The sequence below is a fragment of the Thermogemmatispora argillosa genome (genome assembly GCF_059696725.1).
Genome location: NZ_AP019377.1, coordinates 2,508,775 through 2,530,302 on the forward strand (window position 1 = coordinate 2,508,775; position 21,528 = coordinate 2,530,302).

14 protein-coding genes are annotated in these 21,528 nt (G+C 61.0%); 4 read left to right on the forward strand and 10 right to left on the reverse strand.

Features of this window, described 5'->3' with window-relative positions; genetic code table 11:
- Nucleotides 1-58 precede the first annotated feature (58 nt).
- From AC6H1L_RS09800 to AC6H1L_RS09840, 9 genes are all read right to left on the reverse strand, one after another.
- Complete coding sequence (locus tag AC6H1L_RS09800; RefSeq protein WP_497601307.1) at nt 59-1,468, reverse strand: DUF4097 family beta strand repeat-containing protein; 1,410 nt, start codon at nt 1,466-1,468, stop codon at nt 59-61.
- A gap of 466 nt (nt 1,469-1,934) precedes the next feature.
- Nucleotides 1,935-4,757: an ABC transporter substrate-binding protein gene (locus tag AC6H1L_RS09805; protein WP_497601308.1), complete on the reverse strand. Its 2,823-nt coding sequence runs from the start codon at nt 4,755-4,757 to the stop codon at nt 1,935-1,937.
- Between the two features lie 194 nt (nt 4,758-4,951).
- On the reverse strand, nt 4,952-7,669 hold the full coding sequence (locus AC6H1L_RS09810; protein WP_497601309.1) for a protein kinase domain-containing protein: 2,718 nt from the start codon (nt 7,667-7,669) through the stop codon (nt 4,952-4,954).
- Between the two features lie 467 nt (nt 7,670-8,136).
- Complete coding sequence (locus tag AC6H1L_RS09815; protein ID WP_497601310.1) at nt 8,137-10,926, reverse strand: protein kinase domain-containing protein; 2,790 nt, start codon at nt 10,924-10,926, stop codon at nt 8,137-8,139.
- Between the two features lie 551 nt (nt 10,927-11,477).
- The gene (locus AC6H1L_RS09820; RefSeq protein WP_297167958.1) at nt 11,478-11,930 is read right to left on the reverse strand and encodes a hypothetical protein; all 453 of its coding nucleotides are present in this window, start codon (nt 11,928-11,930) and stop codon (nt 11,478-11,480) included.
- Between the two features lie 31 nt (nt 11,931-11,961).
- Complete coding sequence (locus tag AC6H1L_RS09825) at nt 11,962-12,201, reverse strand: hypothetical protein (RefSeq protein ID WP_366914336.1); 240 nt, start codon at nt 12,199-12,201, stop codon at nt 11,962-11,964.
- 227 nt (nt 12,202-12,428) lie between these two features.
- Entirely contained in the window at nt 12,429-13,298 is an 870-nt protein-coding gene (locus tag AC6H1L_RS09830; protein ID WP_497601311.1) for a sensor histidine kinase, read from the reverse strand.
- A gap of 146 nt (nt 13,299-13,444) precedes the next feature.
- Entirely contained in the window at nt 13,445-14,989 is a 1,545-nt protein-coding gene (locus AC6H1L_RS09835) for a sensor histidine kinase (protein ID WP_497601312.1), read from the reverse strand.
- Between the two features lie 117 nt (nt 14,990-15,106).
- The gene (locus AC6H1L_RS09840) at nt 15,107-15,835 is read right to left on the reverse strand and encodes a response regulator transcription factor (RefSeq protein WP_497601313.1); all 729 of its coding nucleotides are present in this window, start codon (nt 15,833-15,835) and stop codon (nt 15,107-15,109) included.
- Between the two features lie 397 nt (nt 15,836-16,232).
- On the opposite strand from AC6H1L_RS09840, the gene AC6H1L_RS09845 reads away from it, so the two are divergent.
- Nucleotides 16,233-16,925 carry a hypothetical protein gene (locus AC6H1L_RS09845; RefSeq protein WP_497601314.1) on the forward strand — a complete coding sequence of 231 codons (693 nt, stop codon included), beginning with the start codon at nt 16,233-16,235 and terminating at the stop codon, nt 16,923-16,925.
- Nucleotides 16,926-17,141: 216 nt separating this feature from the next.
- Here AC6H1L_RS09845 and AC6H1L_RS09850 read toward each other — a convergent pair whose 3' ends face one another.
- Nucleotides 17,142-18,824 (reverse strand): acetate--CoA ligase, encoded by a 1,683-nt coding sequence (locus AC6H1L_RS09850; RefSeq protein WP_497601315.1) that lies wholly within the window; start codon nt 18,822-18,824, stop codon nt 17,142-17,144.
- Nucleotides 18,825-19,077: 253 nt separating this feature from the next.
- On the opposite strand from AC6H1L_RS09850, the gene AC6H1L_RS09855 reads away from it, so the two are divergent.
- The 3 genes from AC6H1L_RS09855 to AC6H1L_RS09865 all read left to right on the forward strand — a co-directional run bounded on the left by AC6H1L_RS09855 (nt 19,078) and on the right by AC6H1L_RS09865 (nt 21,292).
- The gene (locus tag AC6H1L_RS09855) at nt 19,078-19,854 is read left to right on the forward strand and encodes a 2-phosphosulfolactate phosphatase (protein WP_497601316.1); all 777 of its coding nucleotides are present in this window, start codon (nt 19,078-19,080) and stop codon (nt 19,852-19,854) included.
- Between the two features lie 400 nt (nt 19,855-20,254).
- The gene (locus tag AC6H1L_RS09860) at nt 20,255-20,569 is read left to right on the forward strand and encodes a GlsB/YeaQ/YmgE family stress response membrane protein (RefSeq protein WP_497601317.1); all 315 of its coding nucleotides are present in this window, start codon (nt 20,255-20,257) and stop codon (nt 20,567-20,569) included.
- 594 nt (nt 20,570-21,163) lie between these two features.
- Nucleotides 21,164-21,292, forward strand: a complete 129-nt coding sequence (locus tag AC6H1L_RS09865) for a hypothetical protein (RefSeq protein ID WP_497601318.1) — start codon at nt 21,164-21,166, stop codon at nt 21,290-21,292.
- Nucleotides 21,293-21,528: the final 236 nt, after the last annotated feature.

The window sequence follows — 21,528 nt, forward strand, 5'->3', positions numbered from 1 at the left end:
CGTTGGTGGGTCGCGTTCGTTGCCCATCATCAGGCAAGGGATGCTGTCCGTCAGGCGCTTAGCTCTCAAGGCCCCGCAAAAGGAGGTCGCCCTCTTCGGGGGAGAGTCGCCCCTCAGCTACCATGCGCAGGATGGCGGCTCGGGCTTCGGCAACGTTGCCGCTGGGCTCGCGCGACCAGCCAGGGCCAGCCATACCCAGGCGCCAGGCACGCTCCCGCCGTCGCTTCAGCTCCCGGGCCATCTCGGCGGCTTCACGCCCTAGCTCACGCCCCAGGCGCCCTAGCTCCTCCCCGACGCAGGCAAACTCACGCCCTAATTGCCGACCCAACTGGCCCCAGGCCGGTCCCCAATCCCAAGACCAGGACCAGGCCGGGCTTTTCAGTTCCCAGGTGGCTGGCGCTCTCGCACCTCGCAGGCTAAGATCGCCACCGACGTGCAGCTCCAGGGTGGCCGCGCCATCTCCGTAGATGAGGCTGACAGTGCCCCCGTCGGGGACAGGCACGCCGGCGCCGCTGATCGAACCGCCGACGATCGCTTCAATCTTGACGTTGGCTTGCTCGGGCAGGATCAGGCGCGCATCGCCTCCGACTCGCAGGCGCGTATGGCTGCCTGGGGGAAATGTGCCGGCCAGAGTGAGATCGCCGCCGATAGCGTTTGCTTCGACGGCTCCCCTCACTTCGCTCAAATCAAGATCGCCTCCCACATGGCCTATGCGCAGCAGACCAGCGAGCGCGACCCCGCTTACATCGCCGCCGACGTTGCTCAGCTTGACATCGGTCGTTATGGCCTGCAAGCGAACATCGCCGCCAACGTTACCAGCGTGCAGGTGCCGCACCTGCCCAACGTGCAGGTCACCGCCCACGTTGCCTAGCAGAACGTCGGCTTCTGGGCTTCCTTCGAAGCGGCAATCGCCGCCCACATTGCTCAGCTCACAGCGCCGCTGGATCTGGTAGGCCTCTAGATCGCCGCCAATGTGGTCGAGGTCGGCTTCTTCCAGCTCGCTGAGGCGCACGTTTCCCCCAATGCCTTGTCGCGCCCGCAGCGACTTCAGGCGCAGCGCTTGCAGGTCAGCGCCACAGGCCGTTAGCTCGACCGGCTCTTGAATGGCTTCGAGCACCAGGCTGCCTTCGCAGTCGCGCAGGTGAGCTCCGCCATTGATTTCACTGAGCACCACTTCTCGGGCTTTCTCGATGCTCACATGGCCGCTCAGGCGCCGCACGTAAAGATCGGTGAGAGCTTTTGGTCCTCCAAAGAGACGGCTGCCCAGAGGAATATAGAGCGTCAGATCGCCCACGCCGCCCCGGATCTTTAGCAGGTCCTGCTCCTGGCTGATCTCCGGCGGCTCGCCAGCAGCTTCGACTGCGATGCTGCTCTCTTCCCAGCCTCTGACCTCAAGGCTACCGGCGAGATCTTCAATGCTTACCCGCGGATGTCGACCAACAGGAAACAACTGTCTTTCTTGTACCATGCTTGCGTCATCCTTCTTTCTGCTTTCGTTTGCCTGCACCAGCAGTCTGCTCGCAAGCAGTCGTCCTCTCATAGCTGGCCAGGCTCTGCTTGCGGCGCTGCTCACTGGGCGTCACCATAATTCGCCATCTTTAATGGCTATTTGCTCTGCTCACTCTGGGATTCTACCACGTGATCTGGAAAAATTCAATATGTTGATGCGAAATAATGCCACTGTCATAGAAATTTCTTAGCCGTGGAAGCTGGTCCGCGGCGATCGCGGTCAGGCGTGGGCGGCGATGGCAGTAGCAAGCGCGACCTCCCCGCCCCTCGCCCTTCGCTTCGGGCTTACCGTGGCCCCTGTCGTCCAGGAGGCTCATGATCAGGGAGCAGGCAGGGAGGCCGCGCTATCTGATGTGGTTTCGCTGACTGACTGACTGACTTTGCTTGCTGAGACTGCTGGGCCTATTAGCCTCCTGTAGGGAACGCTATTTGAAGAACCTGCCTTCGATGGAGGCAATTTTGATGTGTCCCTGGTTATCCACGTTGAGGACGACCACCGCCTTATCGATGGGGTCGCCGTTGCTGGCAAAGGAGATTTGGCCGCTGATCCCCTGGATCGATCTGCTACCACTGATGGTGGTCAGGGCCTGCCGTAGCTTGTCGCCCGTGAGCGTTTGCTGATTGCTGCCCGAAGCCAGCGCGCGCCGGCAGCCCTCCAGCAGGGTTTCTGTGGCATCATAGGCCAGAATGGTATTAAAGTCAGCTCGCGTATAGCCGTAGCCGCTGTGCTGACCGTTGCCGCTGTAGAGGCGGCTGTAGTCGCTGAAGAAGGCTGGCTGAGAGCGGCCCAAATAGCTCCATTCATCAGGGTAGGCGAAGGAAGTGAAGTGCAAGCGTGTGAAGGCCTGCCGGACGGCGCTATAGCCCTGGGGCTGATAGAGGGCATCGCCGCCGAGGACGGGCAGATGGGCGAAGGGGCCCGTAGTAGGCAGATACTTGAGCAGCGGTGTAATATCGCTGGCGTAGCCGGCAAAGTAGATGAGATCGGGATTTTTGCTTAAGGCATCGGAGAGCAATGCCGGAAGCTGGTTGGTCTGGCTACGCTGATAGTGCTCCTCGACGACGATTTGCCCGCCTCCCTGGGTAAAGGCCTCGCGAAAGTCGCGGTAGAGGCTACTGCTATAGCTGTTGCCTTGATCGTAGAAAGCCGCTACCCGGCGCGCGTGCAGGGTCTCCAGGGCATAGCGGGCGCCGGCAGTGGCCTGGACCTGATTTGAAGGGGCTACGCGGAAAAAGTAGGGTGAGAGGCCGCTAAGTTGATCGCTGGAGGCCGTTCCCGATACGATCGGAATATGGGCCCGGGTCAGCACGCCTACGGCGTTGATGGTTTGCGCGCTAAAGGGCCAGCCCATGACTCCCACAATGCTGCTGTCCTGGCGGGCTGCCTGGACGATTTGTTGGGCTACGGTGCCAGCGTAGCCATCTTCGCTGCCAGAATTGGCGATGAGCAGGCGCAGCTTGAGGCCATTGAGGCCGCCAGCGTCGTTGAACTCGCGCTGTGCCACGTAGGCCCCTTGCAGAATCTCGCGTCCGACATCGGTATCGGACCCGGTCAGCATGGTGCCGATGACCAGCGTGAGGTAGGGCGAGCCGGAGGCCAGGACGCGTAGATTTTCCTGATAGATGAGGGCTTCGGCGTCATTGGAGTCAGTTGCGATGGCCTGAGCAAGATATGACTGCGCGGCGGCGTAGTCATCGGCTTTGAAGCTCTTGGCGGCTTGCTGCTTCAGGCTGGCATCGCCGCTGCTGCGCGTGGTATCGAAGATAATGCTTCCATCGCTGAGGCCTAGCAGTTCAGACTGTCCCTGCGAGTTTTTAATCGTAAAGGCTCCAATGCCGTTGATGTTGGCCGGCAGTGCTGTGCTGACTGCTGTGGCACTGTTACTTTGTGCTCCTGTGGTTCCGGCCTCCTGCAGGCGCTGGCGAAAGCCACTGAAGGCGCCGAGCGCGATGGCGGCGATGAGGATGAGGACGAGTAAGAGCACCAGAAAGCTGGCGAGCATCTGGCCATTGTAGCGGCGCTTGCCGAAGACGCCGCGGATACCAGGCTGAGCGAGCGGCGGCGGTGGAGACTGCGGTGTTTGCCAGGTCTGGCGTTGCTGCGGCGGGCCTTGCACTGGACCGGTAACGGGACCTGCCAGGCCGCCGGGCACGGCTGATGGCCTTGTGGGCGGGAGCGGCGTAAAGGGTCCTCCTGTGCTCACTGTGGGCCTTGTTCTCCCGGGCGATGTCACCGAGGTCGGCGCTGAGGCCAGGGTTGGACCGCTCTGTGAGAACGCTCCGCTTGGCGGGCGCGGTCTGGTAATGGGGTGTGCTCCTGTGGTCAGAGTCGCGCCCATGAGGCCAAACCGGTCCTCTAGAATCTGGTCAACCTCCTGCTTCATCTCGCTGGCGCTCTGATAGCGCCTGGTAATGTCGTTCTGCAGGGCACGGGTGAGCAGGCGCTCGATCTCCGGCGAGAGTCGGGGATTGAGGGTGCGCACCGGAGGATAGACAAACGGCGGGTGCTCGCGTGGGTCGCGGTTGGTCAGGAGATGATGCATGGTGGCCGCTAGAGCGTAGAGGTCCGAGCGTGGGTCGGCCTTGCCCTGATATTGCTCCGGCGGGGCGTAGCCAGGCGTGCCCAGGGCGGTCGTCTGTTTGCGCGCCGCGCCCGGGGCCAGATCAGGGCGTGCAATGCCAAAGTCGACAAGGTGGGCGCGTCCATCGTTGTCGCTGATGACAATATTGGCCGGCTTGACGTCGCGGTGGACAATGGGCGGTTTGCGGCTGGCCAGATATTCCAGTACCAGCAGGATATCGGAGGCATAGGTCAGAACTTCGCCTTCGGGTAGAGGCTTCCCCAGGCGATTCAGGCGCTCCTCCAGGTTCTCGCCGGCCACATATTCCTGGACCATGAAGTAATGAGAGCCTTCCTGGAAATGGTCGGTCACCGCCGGCACGAGAAAGTGATCGACGCTTGCCAGCGTTGCTACCTCGCGCTTAAAGTTGCGGACATCCTCCTGTAATTGGGCCGGGTCGCTGCTGTCGGAAATCAGCTCTTTGATGACGACCAGTTTGTTGTTGAGCCGTGTATCTTCGGCCAGGAGCACCGCCCCCATGCCTCCTTCGCCCAGAATCCGCTTGATAACGTAACGATCGTTTTGAAGCCGATCGCCAGGTCGCAGCGAGGTCGAGACCTTCTGTTCCTGGCCCTGGGTTTGGGTCGGAGTCGGGTGGGCATCTTGCCCATCTTGCGTCACTGGCATCTGCCAGGTGTCGCTTGCAGCGCCCGCGCTGGCGTCTAATCGCCTGCCGCATTGGTTACAGAAGCGACCGCCCGGGCGGTTTTCAGCACCACAGTAAGGGCATCTCATACTCAGCCTACCTTAATTGATGATCATCTCTTAACTGCTCTTATAAAGATCTTGCCTTGCTCGCTTCTCTCTGGAGAAGCCGTCTGCTATTTGAGGAAGCGGCCTTGAACGGACTCTATCTTGATATGGCCGGCGTTATCAACCATCAGGACGACGACGGCCTTATTGTCAGGATTGCCATCAGCTCCAAAGGAGATCACGCCACTGATGCCCTGTACTGCCTGGGGGCCATTGAGTCCAGCCAGCGCCTTCCGCAGCTCTGGGCCGCTTATAGCGGTTTGGCTGCTACCGCTCAGGGCATGGCGACTGGCCTCCAGCAGCACCAGGGTCGCATCGTAGGAGAGGATGGCATCGTTGTCAGGGCGCGTGTAGCCGTAGCCAATGTGGCGGCTATTGGCATTAAAGGTCTGCGGGTAAACGGTGAAAAAGGCCGGTTGGGAGAGGGCGAGATAGCTCCACTCGTCAGGGTAGGCGAAGGCCGTGAAGTGGAGGCGCAGGAACCCGGCCCGTGCGCTGCTCGGGTAGCCTTGCAGCTGATAGAGGGCGTCGCCTCCCATCACCTGCAGCCGGGCCTGTGGGCCTGTTGTCGGCAGATTGGTGAGCAGCGTCGCCACGTCGCTGGCGTAGCCGGAGAAGTAGAGCAAGTCGGGATGATGGTTGAGCGCATCCTGCAGCAGGGTTGGCAGGTCGGCTGGCTTACCGACGCGATAGCGCTCCTGAACCGCAATTGTCCCACCGTCAGCGGTGTAACGCTGGCTAAATGCCGCTGCCAGGCTCTGGCTATATGGGTCAAGCGGGTCGACGAAGAGGGCGACGCGCCTGGCTCGCAGGCGCTGATAGGCGTAGTCTGCTCCGACGGCTCCCTGACGCTGATCAGAGGGGCAGACGCGGAAAAAGTAGGCCGATTTGCCGCTTAACTGGTCGCTGGAGGCGCTTGGCGAGACCATCGGTAGCTGAGCCTGGCTGAGAATGGGTAGAGCGCTCAGGACGCGCGAGCTGTAGGGCCAGCCCATGACGCCGACGATGGTTTTATCGGCTTGGGCTGCCTGTACAATCTGTTGGGCCACGGTGGTCGCAAACAGGCTGCTGCTGCCCGAGTTGGCGATCAGGAGACGCACCAGTACCCCTGAGCCGAGCTTGTAGCCGCTATTGTATTCCTTCTGGGCAATGTAGGCTCCCTGGAGGTTGTCGCGTCCTGTTCCAACGGCGCCGCTGTCGTTACCTGTGAGAATGGTGGCAACGATGAGGGTGATGTAGGGGTTGCCCGAGGCCAGGACGCGCTGATCTTCAAGATAGATCAGGGCTTCGGCATCGTTGCTATCCATATCAAGGGCCGATTGCCAGAGGGCGACGGCTCCGCTGATGTCTCCTTGCTGCAGACGTTGGGCCGCCTGCTGCTTGAGACGGCCATCGGGGCGCGCTACATCAAAGGCGACGCTGCCGTCGCTGATACCTATGTAGTCTTTCTGACCTGTATCGGGATTGACGACGCTGTAGGCCCCCAGGCCCTTCTTGAGGGTCGGTGGCGGCGTGATCGTTCGGCCTTGGGCTAGTGAGGCGCTCGGACCGCCGCGGCTGGCCAGGCGCGGGATCAGGAAGAGGAGGAGGCCGCCAGCGATCACTAGCACGCTGAGCACGAGCAGCAGAACAATGTAGAGCATCCTCGGTGGAGCGAGACGCGCCGCTGCCACTCTTCCTGTTGTTCCCAGAAGGGACTTGCGCAAGAGACCTCCGCCGCTTCCGTTGATGGGGCCGGTCGGGGCAGGATGCGGCCAGCCAGGCGACAGTAAGCCAGTGCTCGCCGCTGGCTGCGCTGCGATGACGCCGGTCGCAAGCGTTGGTTGATTGGCTCTGGCAGGACGGCTGCCAGGAGCGTGGCCAAAGCGCTGAAAGAGTAGCGCTTCGATAGCGCTCTTCATGGCGCTGGCACTCTGGTAGCGCTGGTTGGGATCTGGCTGCAGGGCGTAAAATAGGATTCTCTCTGTCTCAGGCGACAACTGCTGATTCAGGCTGCGCACTGGCGGATAGCTGAACGGCGGGTAATTACGCGGGTCACGTCCGGTCAGGGCGTGGTGCAGGGTCGCTGCGAGTGCGTAGAGATCAGAGCGTGGGTCGGCATGGCCTTGAGACTGTTCGGGGGCTGCGTAGCCAGGGGTGCCCGCTATGCCCAGCCTCCCAGGCAGCGCTTCGGTTTGAGCTATCTTGAAGCCTACCAGGTAGGCTCTCCCGTTGGGGTTGATCACGATATTGGCCGGCTTGATGTCGTGATGGACTACCGGCGGGGTCTGCAATTCGAGATATTCCAGAATATCAATAATATCGATAGCATAGAGCAGGGCTTCGCGCTCGCTTAGAGGGCCTTGGCGACGCTCTAATAGCTTCTTCAGGTTGTCGCCTTCGATATATTCCTCGACCATAAAGTAGCGCTCGCCCTCCTGGAAGTGGTCCGTGACCGAGGGGATGAGCGGATGATCCAGGTGGGCCAGCCGCGCCACCTCGCGCTTGAGCTGCCTGATGGCTTCCTGGCGTGGCTGAGGGTCACTTGTCGCAGGACGCAGCTCTCTGATGACTACCCGCTTACCGTCGAGGCGATGATCAACGGCCAGTAGCGCAGCCCCTTCTCCAAGAGGCCGGATGATCTCATAGCGCCCGCCCTGAAGGCGCACGCCTGGCGTCAGGGAGCCAGGAGTGACCTGCTGGCTGACGGGCGAGCCGCTTTCAGCCGGAGCCGGCAGCGGGCGGCCACAGGTGCTGCAAAAGCGCGCCTCGGGACGATTCGCTGCGCCGCAATGGGGACAATCCATAGTTTCGCGCCTGCCTCCTCTGCCCAGTGGCAAATCTATTCAGCCGGAATTGATTGCTGCTATCTGCGCTATCAAAGGACCAATAGCGGGTTGTGCTCGCTCACCGCCCGCCCCCCTGACCGATCCAGCAATTTGCCTATTGGCTTCCTTGCCGGGCGCAACTGTGCGCGCAAGGACCAGCCAGGGCCAGCACCGGCAGCCCCCAGCGTTCACCAACGTCAGAGATCTTCGCTTCTACCAGATAGAATACGCATACTCGCAGGGAAAGTTAAAGAGGCGGGCGGTAAAACAGGGCTCTCTCAGCAGATCGAAAGGATAGCCCGGCAGCGCCTGCCTGTATGCCCCTCCTTAAGGAGGGACCATCTCAGCAGGCTGCCGGGCTACTCTTTCTTGCTGCAGGCCGTTTCCGCTGCTTTGGTACAGCCCCGGCGCTCGCTCTAGCGAGCGGAGCTGCGCCTCTCAGGCTGCTATTTCAGGAAGTGGCCCTGAATGGACTCGAGTTTAATATGCCCGACGCTATCGACCATGAGCACGACCACGGCTTTATTCTGGGGGTTGCCGTCGCTCCCGAAGGCAATGACGCCACTGATGCCCTGCACGCTGCGCGCTCCATTCAAGTGGGCTAAGGCCTGCTGCAGGTCCTGACCGGTAAAGACCGTCTTGCCGCTACTGATCAGCGTTCGGCCAGCCTCCAGGAGCACCAGCGTCGCATCGTAGGCCAGGATGCTATCCGTGAAGGGGCGGGTATAGCCATAGCCGCCCTGCTGCCCATTGGCATTGAAGACCTGGGCATAGGTTGTAAAAAAGGCCGGCTGAGGGAGGGCCAGATAGCCCCACTCGTCGGGATAGGCGAAAGCCGTGAAATGCAGACGGAGGAAGCCAGCCCGGGCGTTCTTAGGATAGCCCTGCAACAGATAGAGGCCGTCGCCCCCCATAACTTGCAGGTGAGCAAAAGGTCCCGAAGTCGGCAGACTACTCAGCAGGCTCGCGATGTCAGCAGAGAAACCAGCAAAGTAGATGAGGTCGGGCTGATGCGTCAGGGCATTGCGCAAGAGGGCCGGCAGGTTATCCGGCTTGCCGACCGTATACTGCTCGCTGACCACAATGCTGCCGCCGTCGCTGCGGTAGCGAGTACTGAAGGCTGTGGCCAGGCTCTGACTATAGGCGTCGGCGGGATCGAAGAAGAGGGCGACTCGCCTCGCCTGCAGACGTTGATAGCTGTAGTCAGCTCCGATCAGTCCCTGCTGATGATCAGACGGACAGACCCGGAAAAAATAGGGGGAGCGGCCCGTCAAGAGATCGCTGGAAGCCGTCTCTGAGACCATCGGCAGATGGGCCTGCGCCAGAATAGGAAGCGCATTCAAGGCCCGAGAGCTGTAGGGCCACCCCATGACGCCCACAATAGTTTTATCGGCCCGCGCCGCCTGGACAATCTGCTGAGCCACAGTGGTGGCAAAGAGGCTGTTGCCGCCGGAGTTGGCGATCAGCAAGCGCACCTGCAGGCCCCCGCCGAGCTTCCCGCTGCTGTTGTATTCCTTCTGAGCCAGATAGGCCCCCTGTAAATCGCCGCGGCCCGCCCCTACTGCTGCGGGATCGGGTCCACTGAGCATGGTCGCTACGACAAAGGTGATATAGGGACTGCCCGAGGAGAGCACCCGCTGATCTTCCAAATAGATGAGGGCCTCAGCGTCATTTTCATCGACACTGAGAGCCGACTGCCAGAGGGCCGCAGCTCCGCCGACATCGCCGCTCTGCAGATGTTGGGCCGCCTGCTGCTTGAGCTTGCCATCGGGACGATTGGTATCAAAGGCCGCCCTCCCATCGCTGATACCGATGTAGTCCTTCTGACCCGTAGCAGGATCAGTTACCGGGTAGCCGCCGATGCCGTTCGGCAGCGGTGGCGGCGAAGGTGCTGTCGGCGGCGCTGGCGAGGCCCCCGGCCTGGCAGCCGTTGAGCCGCCCGCCCCCGTCAGCCGTGGCAGGGCCAGCAGGACGGTCGCCCCCAGGATGACCACGAGCAGGCCTATGACGATCAGGAGATGGAAAAGGGGAACGTTTCTCTTCCCCAGAGTGAGGGGCCTGGAGAGTAGCGCTAGTCGCCTTTGCTTATCTGGGCGCGACGAGATAGGCCGGGCAGGCTGTGCAGATTGTACAGGCACAGCTTGCTGTGCCAGGCTTCCTGTCTGCACCGGCGGAGCTGCAACCGAAGGGGGCGTCTGGGGCTGCCCGAGCCAGCCCGAAGCAGGCCCAGCGCTGACTACCGGGGGAGGTGAGGACCCTTGTCCGGTCGTTGGGGCAGGGGTGCTAAATGGTACGCCGAAGTGGTGGAGCAGAATGGCATCGATTTCCCGCTTCATCAGGGCTGCATGCTGGTAGCGCTGATGGGGATCGGGCTGTAGCGCTACCATGAGTACATGCTCAGTCTCTGGCGAAATGCCGGGATTGAGGGCCCGAACAGGAGGATAGCTTAAGAGGGGCTGCTGACGGGGATCATAGCCAGTGAGAAGCTGGTGCATGGTGGCGGCCAGCGCATAAAGATCGGAGCGATGGTCGGCCTGACCTTGATATTGTTCGGGCGCTGCATAGCCGGGCGTGCCCAGCAGCGTCGGTCGCTGGCGCAGCCGGTTGCGAACCCGCTGGGCCGTGGGGGGCATCAAGTTGACCAGGTGCGCATCGCCATCCTGCTGGCCAATGACTATGTTGCTCGGTTTGATGTCTCCATGAAAAATAGAGGGAATGTTATTCTCAAGATAATCCAGTAGATCGAGAATCTCTGAGGCGTAAACGAGGACATCTCGTTCGGAGAGGGGCCAGGAGAACTGCGCAAGTCGCTGCTCGACGTGTTCTCCTTCTATGTACTCCTGGACGAGGAAATAGCGATCCCTATCTATGAAATGATCAAGTACCCGTGGGAGGAATGGGTGATCGAGGCGCGCGAGAACAGCTACTTCAAGTCTGAGCTGCTTGAAGTCCTGCTCGCGTTTCCAGGGGTCAGTAGCTTCAGAGAGCAGCTCTTTGATAACTACTCGCCTGCCGTTGCGCTGCTGATCATTCGCCAGCACGGCAGCACCTGCTCCCCCCCAACCAAGGACCCGGGAGATATAATAGCGCCCGCCGTAGAGCAGGCTACCTGGCGCCAAAGAGCCAGCGACGATGCTGGCTTGCTCGGTGGCGGCTTCCCCTGGTAAAAGACCAAAGCAGTGGGCACAGAAGCCGGCCCCGGGGCGAGTCTCTGCCCCGCAGTGAGGACATTGCATGGTTCGTGTACCTGCCTTCCTTGCCCGAATCTTGTCGCTGGGCACAAAGTGGAGAGCCTGGACTGACCGTCACCCTCTTCTCCTTCTACCCTCCTCCATTCGCCTTTTCTAGACACAATTACTCATACTGAACGTATGCCATAAGCGGCATGTTCACAGGAGACATATATACCCTCTAGAAAGAAGTACGTCTATATAGGGGAGAGATTAACAAGCGAGGGGGCAAAGCAGGAGCCTGGTAGGAGCCATGTCCACGCTACCTGGTCTTGAGGCAGGACGGGGTGAAATTGCCGGAGGAGAGCTACAGGGGGAGAGAAGGAAAGGAGTACAGCAGACCCCGGCCCTGCCACGGGCAGGGGGCAGGGCGAAGCGCCAGGTAGAGCAGCGAGCAAGCGGCTTTACAACCTGCCTTCTTGCTTGAAGTAAGAAGTAAGTTGCCTGCTTTTGCCAGCGCTCAGCCGGGCTGACCCACCTGCACGCAGCAGAGAGCTAACTCACGAGCAATCTTGCATGTAGGTAGTAGTAGTAGCAGCAGCAGCCAATGAAGCTGCTTAGAGGTGCTGGCAGCGCAAGGAGATGATCCCGGGAGCGAAGTGGTTTGCTTTTTTCAGATACTCCTCTTCGTTTCCCTCGATCATCAGCTTGTGCATCACCACCACATCGCCGTCGGGCAAAGGCTCGGCGGGCTGCAGGCACAGCTCCATGATGGGGCAGCCGCGTTCATAGACCTTGACCAGGCCACCGGAGCCGGGAATGCGGTAGACACGATGACTGATCGAGGGGCTGGCCACCTCCAGGTATCCGTACTTAATCAGCTGCTGATACTGGCTCTCCGTCAACATCTCGCGCAGCAGCGCTTTGGCGCGGCTCTCAGCCGAGAGGCGCTCATTGCGGGAGAGGCGAGGCCCGCTGCTGCTGCCGTCGAGCGAGCGGGAGAGATAGTAGATTGCTAGCAGCAAAAAGAGCAGCCAGATACCCAGGAAGAGCGTGAGAGTTTCCAACATAGCAGCTTACGCTCCTCGCCAGTTACGCCGGTTAGCCTCCTACGACGCGCGGCACCATCACGATCTGCTCGGCTGTTCGATCAAACTCATCGATGCGCTGCGCTGGCTTGCCTGGCTCGACCTTAAAGGCCGTGGCACCACGCATACGCTCTTCGCGAAAGATACGTTCGGCCTCGCGCACAGCTGCCAGAGCTTCGGGATCGTTGGCCTCAACCTTCTGCAGATCCCAGGAGATCCGATCGTCGCCGCGACGGGACATGACCCGTAGCATTCCCAAAGCTAAACTCCTTCTCTGTTTCACAGACAAGCAAGCACACTACACGAACCGAGCTAACCTGCACTGGCGCTCCTTCCCTTGTTTTCCTCCCTTGCATCCTCTCCAGCGCGCTGCCTCAGTCCTGATCTGACCCCGGGGCGAAGGATAGGAGCCTGATACAGGTTAGAATCAGGATAGCACGCTTTACCAACCTGAGTCAAGGGCTGCATGACTGTACTTTTTCATATCAGCATGGGCAGCGTGACGCTCACTGTGGTACCGACCCCAGGTGTAGACTGAACGCTGATCGTTCCGCCGAGCAACTCAGCCAGGAGGCGCGCGACGCTCAGTCCCAGCCCCAGCCCGGCGCCGCTGCCTTCCAGCAGGGTTTCGCTGCCAGCCGGCGGCTCGGCGCGATAGAATGGCTCGAAGATCTGCGGCAGGGCTTCGGGCCTGATGCCTACGCCGCTATCGCTGATGCTGAGGGTTACCCCTGGCAAACCCGCGGGCAGGGGAGCAGCCTTTGCCTCGATGCTGATCCGGCCTCCGGCAGGGGTGTAGCTGAGGGCATTCGCCAGGATGTTGCGCAGGATCTGGCGCGCGCGCTGGCCATCGCTCTGTAGCTGCCGGTACTGGGCTGGCAGCTCCCCCGGGAGCTGCTTCTCTATACGCAGCCGGCGCAGCCGTGTGGTGTACTCCAGTTCTTCTATGGCGCCGTCTATCAGTTCTTCCAGGTCAACGATTTCGCTGCTCAGGCGTAGCTGGCCACTGGCTGCTCTCAATAGACAGAGCAGGTTTTCCAGAGAGGCGTAGAGTTGCTCACTGCTGGCCCGGGCTCGTTGGAGGTAGTCGCGCCTTTCTTGCTCCTGGGGGTCCTGCACTGGTGTGTCGCCGCCAGCGGCCTCGGTTTCGGCAAGGAGCAGATCGAGAAAGCCATTGATGCGGTTGAGGGGGGCACGCAGCTCATGGGCAATGCGCGCCAGCGGCAGATCGCTCAGCGCGAAGCTCGCGAGGCGGTCTTTGCTTGGGGCCTCCCTCTCTGGCTTGCGACGCTCTTGACGTTCGCTGCGCTTCAAGAGATTGTCTGTTGTTTTAGGCTGCTCATCGCTCATGCTGTTTCCTGCTCTTGGCCTGGCCTCTTCCCTTGAGCCAGCCGCCACAAGGGCGGCCTGGGCTGGGGGTTCTGGTGGCTGTGCCCTTGGTTCAGGCCCTTCTCTCTCTAGCTAATGTAGGTGAGTGCGTGAGGCTATTGCGCTTATTATAGCAAAGGCAGGGTGAAGAGGATACGGGCTCCAGCTCCTGGCACGTTTTCGGCCCAGATTTTGCCGCCGTGAGCCTCAACGATGGCGCGTACGATGGCCAGGCCCAGGCCGCTGCCCCCGGTATCGCCGCGGCGCGCCTCATCGGCGCGATAGAAGCGGTCAAAGATGCGCGGCAGGGCCTGGGTGGGGATGCCGCTGCCGGTATCGGTGACCGCTACGATGATCGTCTGTTCCTGTTGGACGGCGTCGATGACGACCATGCCGCCAGCCGGTGTATGGCGCAGGGCATTGTCGCAGAGGTTCGAGAAGACGCGCGTGAGCATGTCGGGATCGGCCTGGACCGGTGGCAGGTTGTAGTCGATGGTATTGCAGGGTTCGACGTTGGCGCGCTCGAATTCGGGGGCGAGGACGGCCAGCACTTCATCGACCAGGACGGCCAGGCGCACTGGCCGGCGCTGGAGCTGCAGGGCGCCGGCCTCCATTTTGGCCATCATGTGCAGGTCCCTCACGAGGCGACGCAGGCGCAGGGTTTCACGCACAATGATGCGTCCGGTGGCTTCGTAGTCTTCCCGGCTGCGGTTGACGCCGTCGATGAGCGACTCGCCGAGGCCGGCGATGGCGGTCAGGGGCGTGGCCAGGTCATGCGTGATGTTCATGATGAGTTCGCGCCGCCACAGCTCTTGTTTGCGCAGTTCTTCAACATCGCGCTGGAGCTGGGCCGCCATTTCATTGAAGTTGTGGGCCAGTTCGCCCAGTTCGCCCTTGGCGCTGGTCTCGACGCGTACGTCATAGTGGCCGTTGGCGAGCTGGCGCGTGGCGCGCGTGAGCTTGGCTAAGGGGCGGGTGATGGTGCGCGAGAAGAGCACCGCCGCCAGGGCGGCAATGAAGGCTACTACGATGGAGGCGATGAGGACGGAGCGGCTCAGGGTCGCTACGAGTGGGGGCATGGTGCCTTCCAGGGCATCGCGCGAGGTGACAAAGAGGACTCCCACGACTGGCCCGCTTTGGGGGTCGCCTCCGTAGAAGATGGGGGTGACGACAAAGGGACGCGCGGAGCCTGGTGGCCCGCTGTCGCCTATGTCGGCGACGGTCTGCTGTCCACGTGTGCCCTGGGTGAGCGCTGTCCGTACGCGGGCATAGTTGATCTTGAGGTCGGGGTCGGTCGAGGCCACCAGCACGGTGGCCAGGGTGGGCCGCCCGCGAATGAGGGCCGGGTAGACTGGTTGCAGATGGGTGGCTGCCCGCGGCAGGTAGGCGTAGACGATGACAAGGGAGTCTTGCCCTTGAGCGCCCCTCACGATTGGGGCCAGTACGTCGCTGGCGGCTTGCGCCAGTGTACGCTGATGCGTAAGCATGTCGCTGCCGATGCGGCGGGCGCTGGTGCTGGCCAGGTCGGTCAGTTGCTGACGCTGATCTTGGCCATAGAAGTAGGCTACGGAGAGGACAATGATGAGCGCCAGCAGGGCTGTTGCCAGCAGGGCAACCAGCATGGAGCCGAGGGCCAGTCTCCAGCGAATGCTGTGCCACCAGTGCGTACGCATGCTTCTCGCTCGCTTCCTTTATGCTCTGTTGGCTTCGTGTGTCGGTCAGGTGCGCTACGGTACCTGGGCGCGTATGGGCCGTGCCCTGGCGGCGCCGAACCGCGGGGATGGCCTTGATCAGTTTGTTCTCTTGAGGAGGCCGGCGGCGTCGAATTTGTAGCCAACGCGCCAGACGGTTTTGATGTAGCGCCGCTCAGGATTGGTTTCGATCTTTTTGCGCAGGGCGCTGATGTGGACGTCGATGATGTGGCCATCTCCCAGGTAGTCGTAGCCCCAGACTTTGTTCATGAGCATCTCGCGCGTAAAGACGCGGTCGGGCGAACGCGCCAGTAGGGCCAGCAGGTCAAACTCTGTCGGGGTGAGGGCGATCTCTCGTCCGTCTACTTCGACGCGCCGCGCTGGCAGGTCGATGGTCAGGCCAGGAAAGCGGAGTACTTCGCTTTCGCGCTTCGCCTGGTCACCGTTGCTTTCGCCGCCGCTTCCATTGACGCGGCGCAGGATGGCGCGCACGCGACTGACCAGCTCGCGCGGGCTGAAAGGCTTGACCAGGTAGTCATCGGCCCCGAGGTCCAGGCCTCGAATGCGGTCGTCTTCGTCTCCTCGTGCTGTCAGGATGAGAATGGGCGTGGAGGACCAGGACCGAATACGGCGGCAGACCTCGAAGCCGTCCAGGCCCGGTAGCATGATGTCGAGTATGACAAGGTCGGGTCTTTCGCGTGCATGGAGGGCCAGCCCATCTGCTGCGTCGTGGGCCGCAATGACGTTGTACCCCGCGTCTTTGAGGTACAGGTTGAGTAGATGGACAATGCCCTCTTCGTCTTCTATGATGAGAATTTTCTGGGCCATTGCTCGCTGCTGCGCGCCCTCAGCAGCGCCGTCTCACTTCCGCCCGCCTGGTGCCTTCCCTTGAACTGAACGGGGCAGGCGGAAGCACCCGGGTTGGTGACGTGCCGGAACGCGCGACCTCCTGTCCGTTAGATAATACTACCACACCTCGCTCTTTGCCGCTGGCCTCGGACCGGGATGGGTGCCTCTCGCTCATCAATCTTGAGCAAATCTTGAGTTTCTCATTGAGGACTTCTTTATATCTGGGCGCTATGATACTCAATGCCAGAAAGGAAGAGTGAACCCAGAGCAGGCGCCTGGGGCTTGCTCCTTCTGGGGCTGTTTCTCTCTTCAGTTAAAAGAGGTTATGGAGCGTAAAGCTAGAGAAAAAGCGAGCAGAAAAAGGAGCGATGTCGCTATGCAACATATGAAAAAGGCCTTCTTAATCGGTGGTGGAGCCTTGCTGTTGGTGCTGTGTATGGTCTTCGGGGCTCTGTTTGCCCGCCCATTGCTGGCCAGCGCGACGGGCCAGAGCGGTAGCCCGCAGGCAACGGCGACGCCGGGCGCGGGAACGAAGGCCGGCGCCTATTGCCAGCAGTGGCTGAAGGATCTCGCGAATCGCTTGCATGTCTCGGTTGCGACGCTGCGGCAGGATAGCAGCGCGGCTCTGAGCGATGTGCTCGATCAGATGGTCAAGGACGGCAAGCTGACGCAGAGCGAGGCCTCTGCTATCAAACAGCGTCTGACGGCTCATCCGGGCTGCAGCGCTCTGCTCAAGGGGGCAACGCGGCTTGCTATTCGCCAGCAGTTGAAGCCCTATCTGCCCGATCTGGAGAATCAGATCGCTCAGGGGCTGCATTTGAGTGTAGATCAGCTGAAGTCCCAGTTGCAGGCTGGTAAGACGCTCAAGCAGATTGCTGATGCTCAGCACATTTCGGCCAGCCAGTTGCATACGATTGTCTTGAACGCCATCGAGCATGAGGTTGATCGCGCGGCTCAGGCTGGTGCCATTACGCAGCAGCAGGATAGCGCGATCAAGCAGTACCTGCAGAAGCATCCGGCGGTGATCACCAGACTGGTTAATCGCCATTTCAAGTCTGGTACGCTCTAGCTCCTCCCCTGTCTCATGGTGCTGGCAGATGGAGGCCAGCCAAAAGAACGGGGTCGGTTGCAGGCGATGGGTCTGCCTGCCCGACCTCGTTCCTTTTGGCTGCTTTGCTGTGTTCGTTCGTTGCCTCTTTGGTCGGTGGCCGTTCGCGCCAGGTTGGCAGCCGGTTCGCGCCGGGCTAACCAGCCGGGGGCCCCGGTTCGGAGCGGTCCGGCTCGGCTAGGCTCCTGGCTGCCCGCTTTGGCCAAGTTTACGACGGCGCTCCAGTTCGCGCAGTTCGACGCGGCGGATCTTGCCGGAGATGGTCTTGGGAAGGGTCTCGACAAATTCGATCTCGCGCGGATACTTATAGGGCGCGGTGACGCGGCGCACGTGCTCCTGTAGTTCTTTGGCAAGCTCGGGCGAGGGGCTGTAGCCCGGGGCCAGGACGACGAAGGCTTTGACGATCTGGCCACGTACTTCATCGGGGCTGCCAACGACTGCGGACTCCGCGACGGCGGGATGCTCTTTGAGGGCGCTTTCGACTTCGAAGGGTCCGATTCGATAGCCAGCGCTGATGATGACGTCGTCCGCTCTGCCCACAAACCAGAGATAGCCGTCTTCGTCGCGATAGGCACGGTCGCCGGTGATGTACCAGTCGCCACGGATGCAGGCCGCCGTCGCTTCGGGGTTGCGCCAGTACTCCTGGAAAAGCCAGCGCGGACGCTCAGGCTTGATGCGCACGGCGATATCGCCCTCAGCACCAGGAGGCAGCTCGTGGCCTTCGTGATCGATGATGGCGACGTCAAAGCCCGGCGAGGGCTTGCCCATTGAGCCAGGTTTGACGGCCAGCGGCGGGAAGTTGCCGCAGAGGAGCACGGTTTCGGTCTGGCCGTAGCCGTCGCGGATGGTCATGCCGGTCGCTTCCTGCCACTGGCGAATCACCTCGGGGTTCAGTGGCTCGCCGGCACCGACGCAGTGACGCAGGGCGCGCGGCGGATGGGTCTTGAGATAGGTCAGTGGCTCCTCCAGTACCAGCATGCGGTAGGCCGTGGGAGGGGCGCAGAGGACGGTGATGGGATAGCGGTGGAGGAGCTCCAGGGTCTCCAGGGGGTTGAATTTGCCGCGGGCGTCTTGCACGAAGATGGCGGTTCCCATGACCCAGGGACCAAAGAAGTTGCTCCAGGCCCATTTCGCCCAGCCGGTTTCACTGAGGTTCCAGAGCAGGTCGTCTTCGTGCAGGTCGAGCCAGTATTTGCCGGTGATGGTGTGTCCGAGCGGATAGCTGGCCTGCGTGTGGAGGACCATCTTGGGGTAGCCAACGGTGCCGGAGGTGAAGTAGACCAGACAGGGATCGTCGCTACGGGTCTTGGGCCCGGTGAAGTCGGGAGAGGCGGCGGCTACGATCTCGTGGTAGCTGGTCCAGCCGGGACGCGCTTCGCTATCAACGAGGATGGTCTGTTTGACGGTGGGGCACTGCTCTCGCACCTGGTCAAATTTCTCTGCCCCTTCGCGATCGGTGATCAGTCCCTGGGCCTCAGCCACTTCGGCCCGATATTGCAGGTCTTTGCTGGTGAGCAGGGTGGTGCAGGGGATGAAGATGACTCCAAGTTTCATCAGGCCAAGCACGCTTTCCCACCATTCGGGCAGCCGTGGCAGCATGACCAGCACGCGATCGCCTTTCTTGAGGCCGAGGGCGGCAAAGGCGTTGGCCGCCCGACTGGAGCGCTCGGCGAATTCGGCAAAGGTGATTTGCCGCTCTTCTCCGTGTTGCCCAAGCCAGTGGACGGCAATTTTCTGGGGGTTCTGCGCCCATTTGCCGATGATGTCGATGGCGAAGTTGAAGTACTCGGGGACGTCAATGTGGAAGGTGCGCCGCTCGACTTCGTAGTCGACCATGTTGGGGGTTCGCGAGACGGTCATTGTGAAGCCTCCTTTGTGCTGTAGAGCGCTCCTCTGACAGCGCCGTCAGAGGTGTGGGCTACTTTACTTGCTTCGCCTGGCTTGCTCGCTGGAGAGCGTAATGGTTGGGCTCTCTCTTTCCCTATCATACCATATGCCTGGCGAGAGGATATAATGAAACCTGATCTGTATTTTTTTTGGTGTGGGTTGGGCTGCTTCTCCACCCCATTCATTGCGCTGACTGATCGGGAAGTCATTCTTACCAGGAGGTACTTTGCGACTCTTTGTCTTTTTTACGCCTCAGGCGATTCTGCCCGACCAGGCCCAGGCCGGGGATGTCTACATTGTCATCGATGTGATTCGGGCCACGACGACGATGACGGTGATGCTGGAGCGGGGCGCGCGGCGCGTGCTGGTGGCTGAGTCGATCGAGCAGGCGCGCGCTGGCGCCGCTGCCCATCCGGGGCGTGCTCTGTGTGGCGAGCGCAATGTACGCCGTATTGCGGGCTTTGATTATGGGAATTCGCCGCGCGAGTTCGCTCAGTTGGACCTGGCGGGCCGCGAGCTGATTCTGACGACGACGAATGGCACGCGCGCTTTCCATGCTTGCCCTCCTGAGACGATCCGCCTGGCCGGCTGTTTCCGCAATGCTCAGGCGGTGACTTCGGCAGCTCTGCGGCTGGCTCGGGATCATGATCGCAATATTGCTTTGGTCTGCGCGGGCGAGTTTCGGTACTTTGCGCTCGATGATGCGGTCTGCGCCGGTTATCTGGCTGCTGAGTTGCTCCGCCTGGCTGGCCTTCGTGAGGCGGAGGTGGCTGCGCCGGCTCTGATTCCCCATGAAAGTGCTTTGGCGGCTATGGCTCTCTATGAGGCCTATAAGCCGCCTCGCGTGCTGGAGTGCAGCGAGTCGTCGCTGACGGTGCTGCAGGCCGGTTTGCTTGATGATCCGCCTTTCTGTATGGAGATCGATCGGAGCACGGTCGTGCCGGCGGTTGCTGGCCGCGAGTCGGATACGGGTTTGCTGATCGTTGAGCCGCTGGCCTTCTGAGCCGCTCTGTTGATGCTGCAGGGCTGGACCGTCTGGTCTCTCATGGCTTGCCGTCCTGCGTCGCTCGCTCATCGGCCTCTATCTGCGGCGTTGCGCTCTACGGGCGAGCGGCTCGCCCGGCAGGCATGGGAGGCCAGTATTTCTACCGAGATCGCTCCTTATCTGTCTTCTCTCGCCGGGGCTTCGTTATCCGCTGAGGCCGCTTGTATCGGCCTGTTAAGCCCTGCCGCCCTCTCTCTTTTGCTTTTCCGCCCTGTGATGCGTGCTGACTCCCTCGGGGGGTCTGGTCCGTGTAAAAGGTGACATCAGTAACGACCCAACGGCGATCGGAGTAGCTTCGATAGCAGTGAGTATTGTCTTACTGGCTAGGTCGCTTTAGCGAGAGGAGGAGAAAGTACATATGGTAACAGGTTTTGTTCTGGCGGGCGTGCTGGGCACGCTGTGGGCCTGGATTGTCTGGATTATTATCGGTGGTTTGGCTGGCGCGATCGCCGACCGCCTGGTGCAAGGCGATCAGCTCGGCATCCTGGGCAATATTATCGTCGGCATCATCGGCGGTCTCCTGGGCGGCGCTATCCTGGGAGCCCTCAATATCACGGTCAGTGGCATTTTCTGGACCTTCGTGACAGCTCTGGTCGGCGCTATTATCCTGCTTGTGATCGTGAAGGCTGTGACCGGTGGTCGCGGGATCGGCGGCAAGCGCCATACGGTCTAGCGAGCCTTTCGCTCTTCGTCTCCTTTCTTCGACGCAGCGCCGCGCCGAAGTCTCCTTTACAGCGGGCTAGTTCTCGATGCTAGCCCGCTTTTTTTCTTGCTTGTTGTTTGTGGTGTATGGTCTGGGCGCCTGGCTGGCCGCAGGGGTGGTTCTGCTAAGCCATTGATTGATGGCTCTTGTGAGTGCCTGTCGCTTTGCTGGCTTTTGTCATGCTGCTGCTCCTCTTTTATGTAGTTACACAAGATAGCGATAGAGCTATGCAAAAGGATCTTTTACTTTCCAAATGCCCTGGTTTTGTTTGATAAGATCTTGCCAGGTTCGTCTATATAGTAGCAACATGAGGGCAGGCCAGGACGAGGCAGCTCGCTTCCTCTGATCGATAAGTGCCTGCTTGCCATGACTGGCTCGGACCTGGCTGCCTGTTGCTCCTTTGGGCTCGGCAGATCCATCCAGGCGAAGGTGTCGCCACTGCTCGCTTCCTTGCTTGTCAGGAGGCTGCTTGAGAGACGGCTCAGGGCAGGGGCGCTGGCGGTGGCCGCTCGTCGGTAGAAGAAGGAAGGATGTGGTACATGGCTAGGAGGGAATTGACCCCTGATGCGTGGCAAGATGGCCCGCGTCTCTCCAGGGCTGGCCCGGGTCATGCGGCGCTCCGATGGGATCGCGCCCATCACTGAGCTGGCCATTGGGAGTGGCAAGAGCACCACAGCAGGCAGTCACTGCTAGAGCCTGCGTCTGAAACCGGGCGCTTCCGAGGCTCTGTGAACGAACGGATCAGCTTTTTCCTCCGGTGATCTTCTGCTGACGGGTGCGCTTGGGCCGCCTCATTTATGAACGCAATTTTTTGCATTGATTACAGTGAGCGCTCTCTCCCGCTTTGTGGATGTGGGAGCCTTCGACGATGTGTGGTGTCTACTGCCGAGGGCAGTGGCGGGTCGGCGCATGTGGCTTTCCAGCGTCTC

What these genes read in the sequence shown, in the direction of transcription:
- AC6H1L_RS09800 (WP_497601307.1), bottom strand. Translation starts at nt 1,468, where the DNA reads ATGGTACAAGAAAGACAGTTGTTTCCTGTTGGTCGACATCCGCGGGTA.
- AC6H1L_RS09805 (WP_497601308.1), bottom strand. Translation starts at nt 4,757, where the DNA reads ATGCCAGTGACGCAAGATGGGCAAGATGCCCACCCGACTCCGACCCAA.
- AC6H1L_RS09810 (WP_497601309.1), bottom strand. Translation starts at nt 7,669, where the DNA reads ATGGATTGTCCCCATTGCGGCGCAGCGAATCGTCCCGAGGCGCGCTTT.
- AC6H1L_RS09815 (WP_497601310.1), bottom strand. Translation starts at nt 10,926, where the DNA reads ATGCAATGTCCTCACTGCGGGGCAGAGACTCGCCCCGGGGCCGGCTTC.
- AC6H1L_RS09820 (WP_297167958.1), bottom strand. Translation starts at nt 11,930, where the DNA reads ATGTTGGAAACTCTCACGCTCTTCCTGGGTATCTGGCTGCTCTTTTTG.
- AC6H1L_RS09825 (WP_366914336.1), bottom strand. Translation starts at nt 12,201, where the DNA reads ATGCTACGGGTCATGTCCCGTCGCGGCGACGATCGGATCTCCTGGGAT.
- AC6H1L_RS09830 (WP_497601311.1), bottom strand. Translation starts at nt 13,298, where the DNA reads ATGAGCGATGAGCAGCCTAAAACAACAGACAATCTCTTGAAGCGCAGC.
- AC6H1L_RS09835 (WP_497601312.1), bottom strand. Translation starts at nt 14,989, where the DNA reads ATGCGTACGCACTGGTGGCACAGCATTCGCTGGAGACTGGCCCTCGGC.
- AC6H1L_RS09840 (WP_497601313.1), bottom strand. Translation starts at nt 15,835, where the DNA reads ATGGCCCAGAAAATTCTCATCATAGAAGACGAAGAGGGCATTGTCCAT.
- AC6H1L_RS09845 (WP_497601314.1), top strand. Translation starts at nt 16,233, where the DNA reads ATGCAACATATGAAAAAGGCCTTCTTAATCGGTGGTGGAGCCTTGCTG.
- AC6H1L_RS09850 (WP_497601315.1), bottom strand. Translation starts at nt 18,824, where the DNA reads ATGACCGTCTCGCGAACCCCCAACATGGTCGACTACGAAGTCGAGCGG.
- AC6H1L_RS09860 (WP_497601317.1), top strand. Translation starts at nt 20,255, where the DNA reads ATGGTAACAGGTTTTGTTCTGGCGGGCGTGCTGGGCACGCTGTGGGCC.
- AC6H1L_RS09865 (WP_497601318.1), top strand. Translation starts at nt 21,164, where the DNA reads ATGCGTGGCAAGATGGCCCGCGTCTCTCCAGGGCTGGCCCGGGTCATG.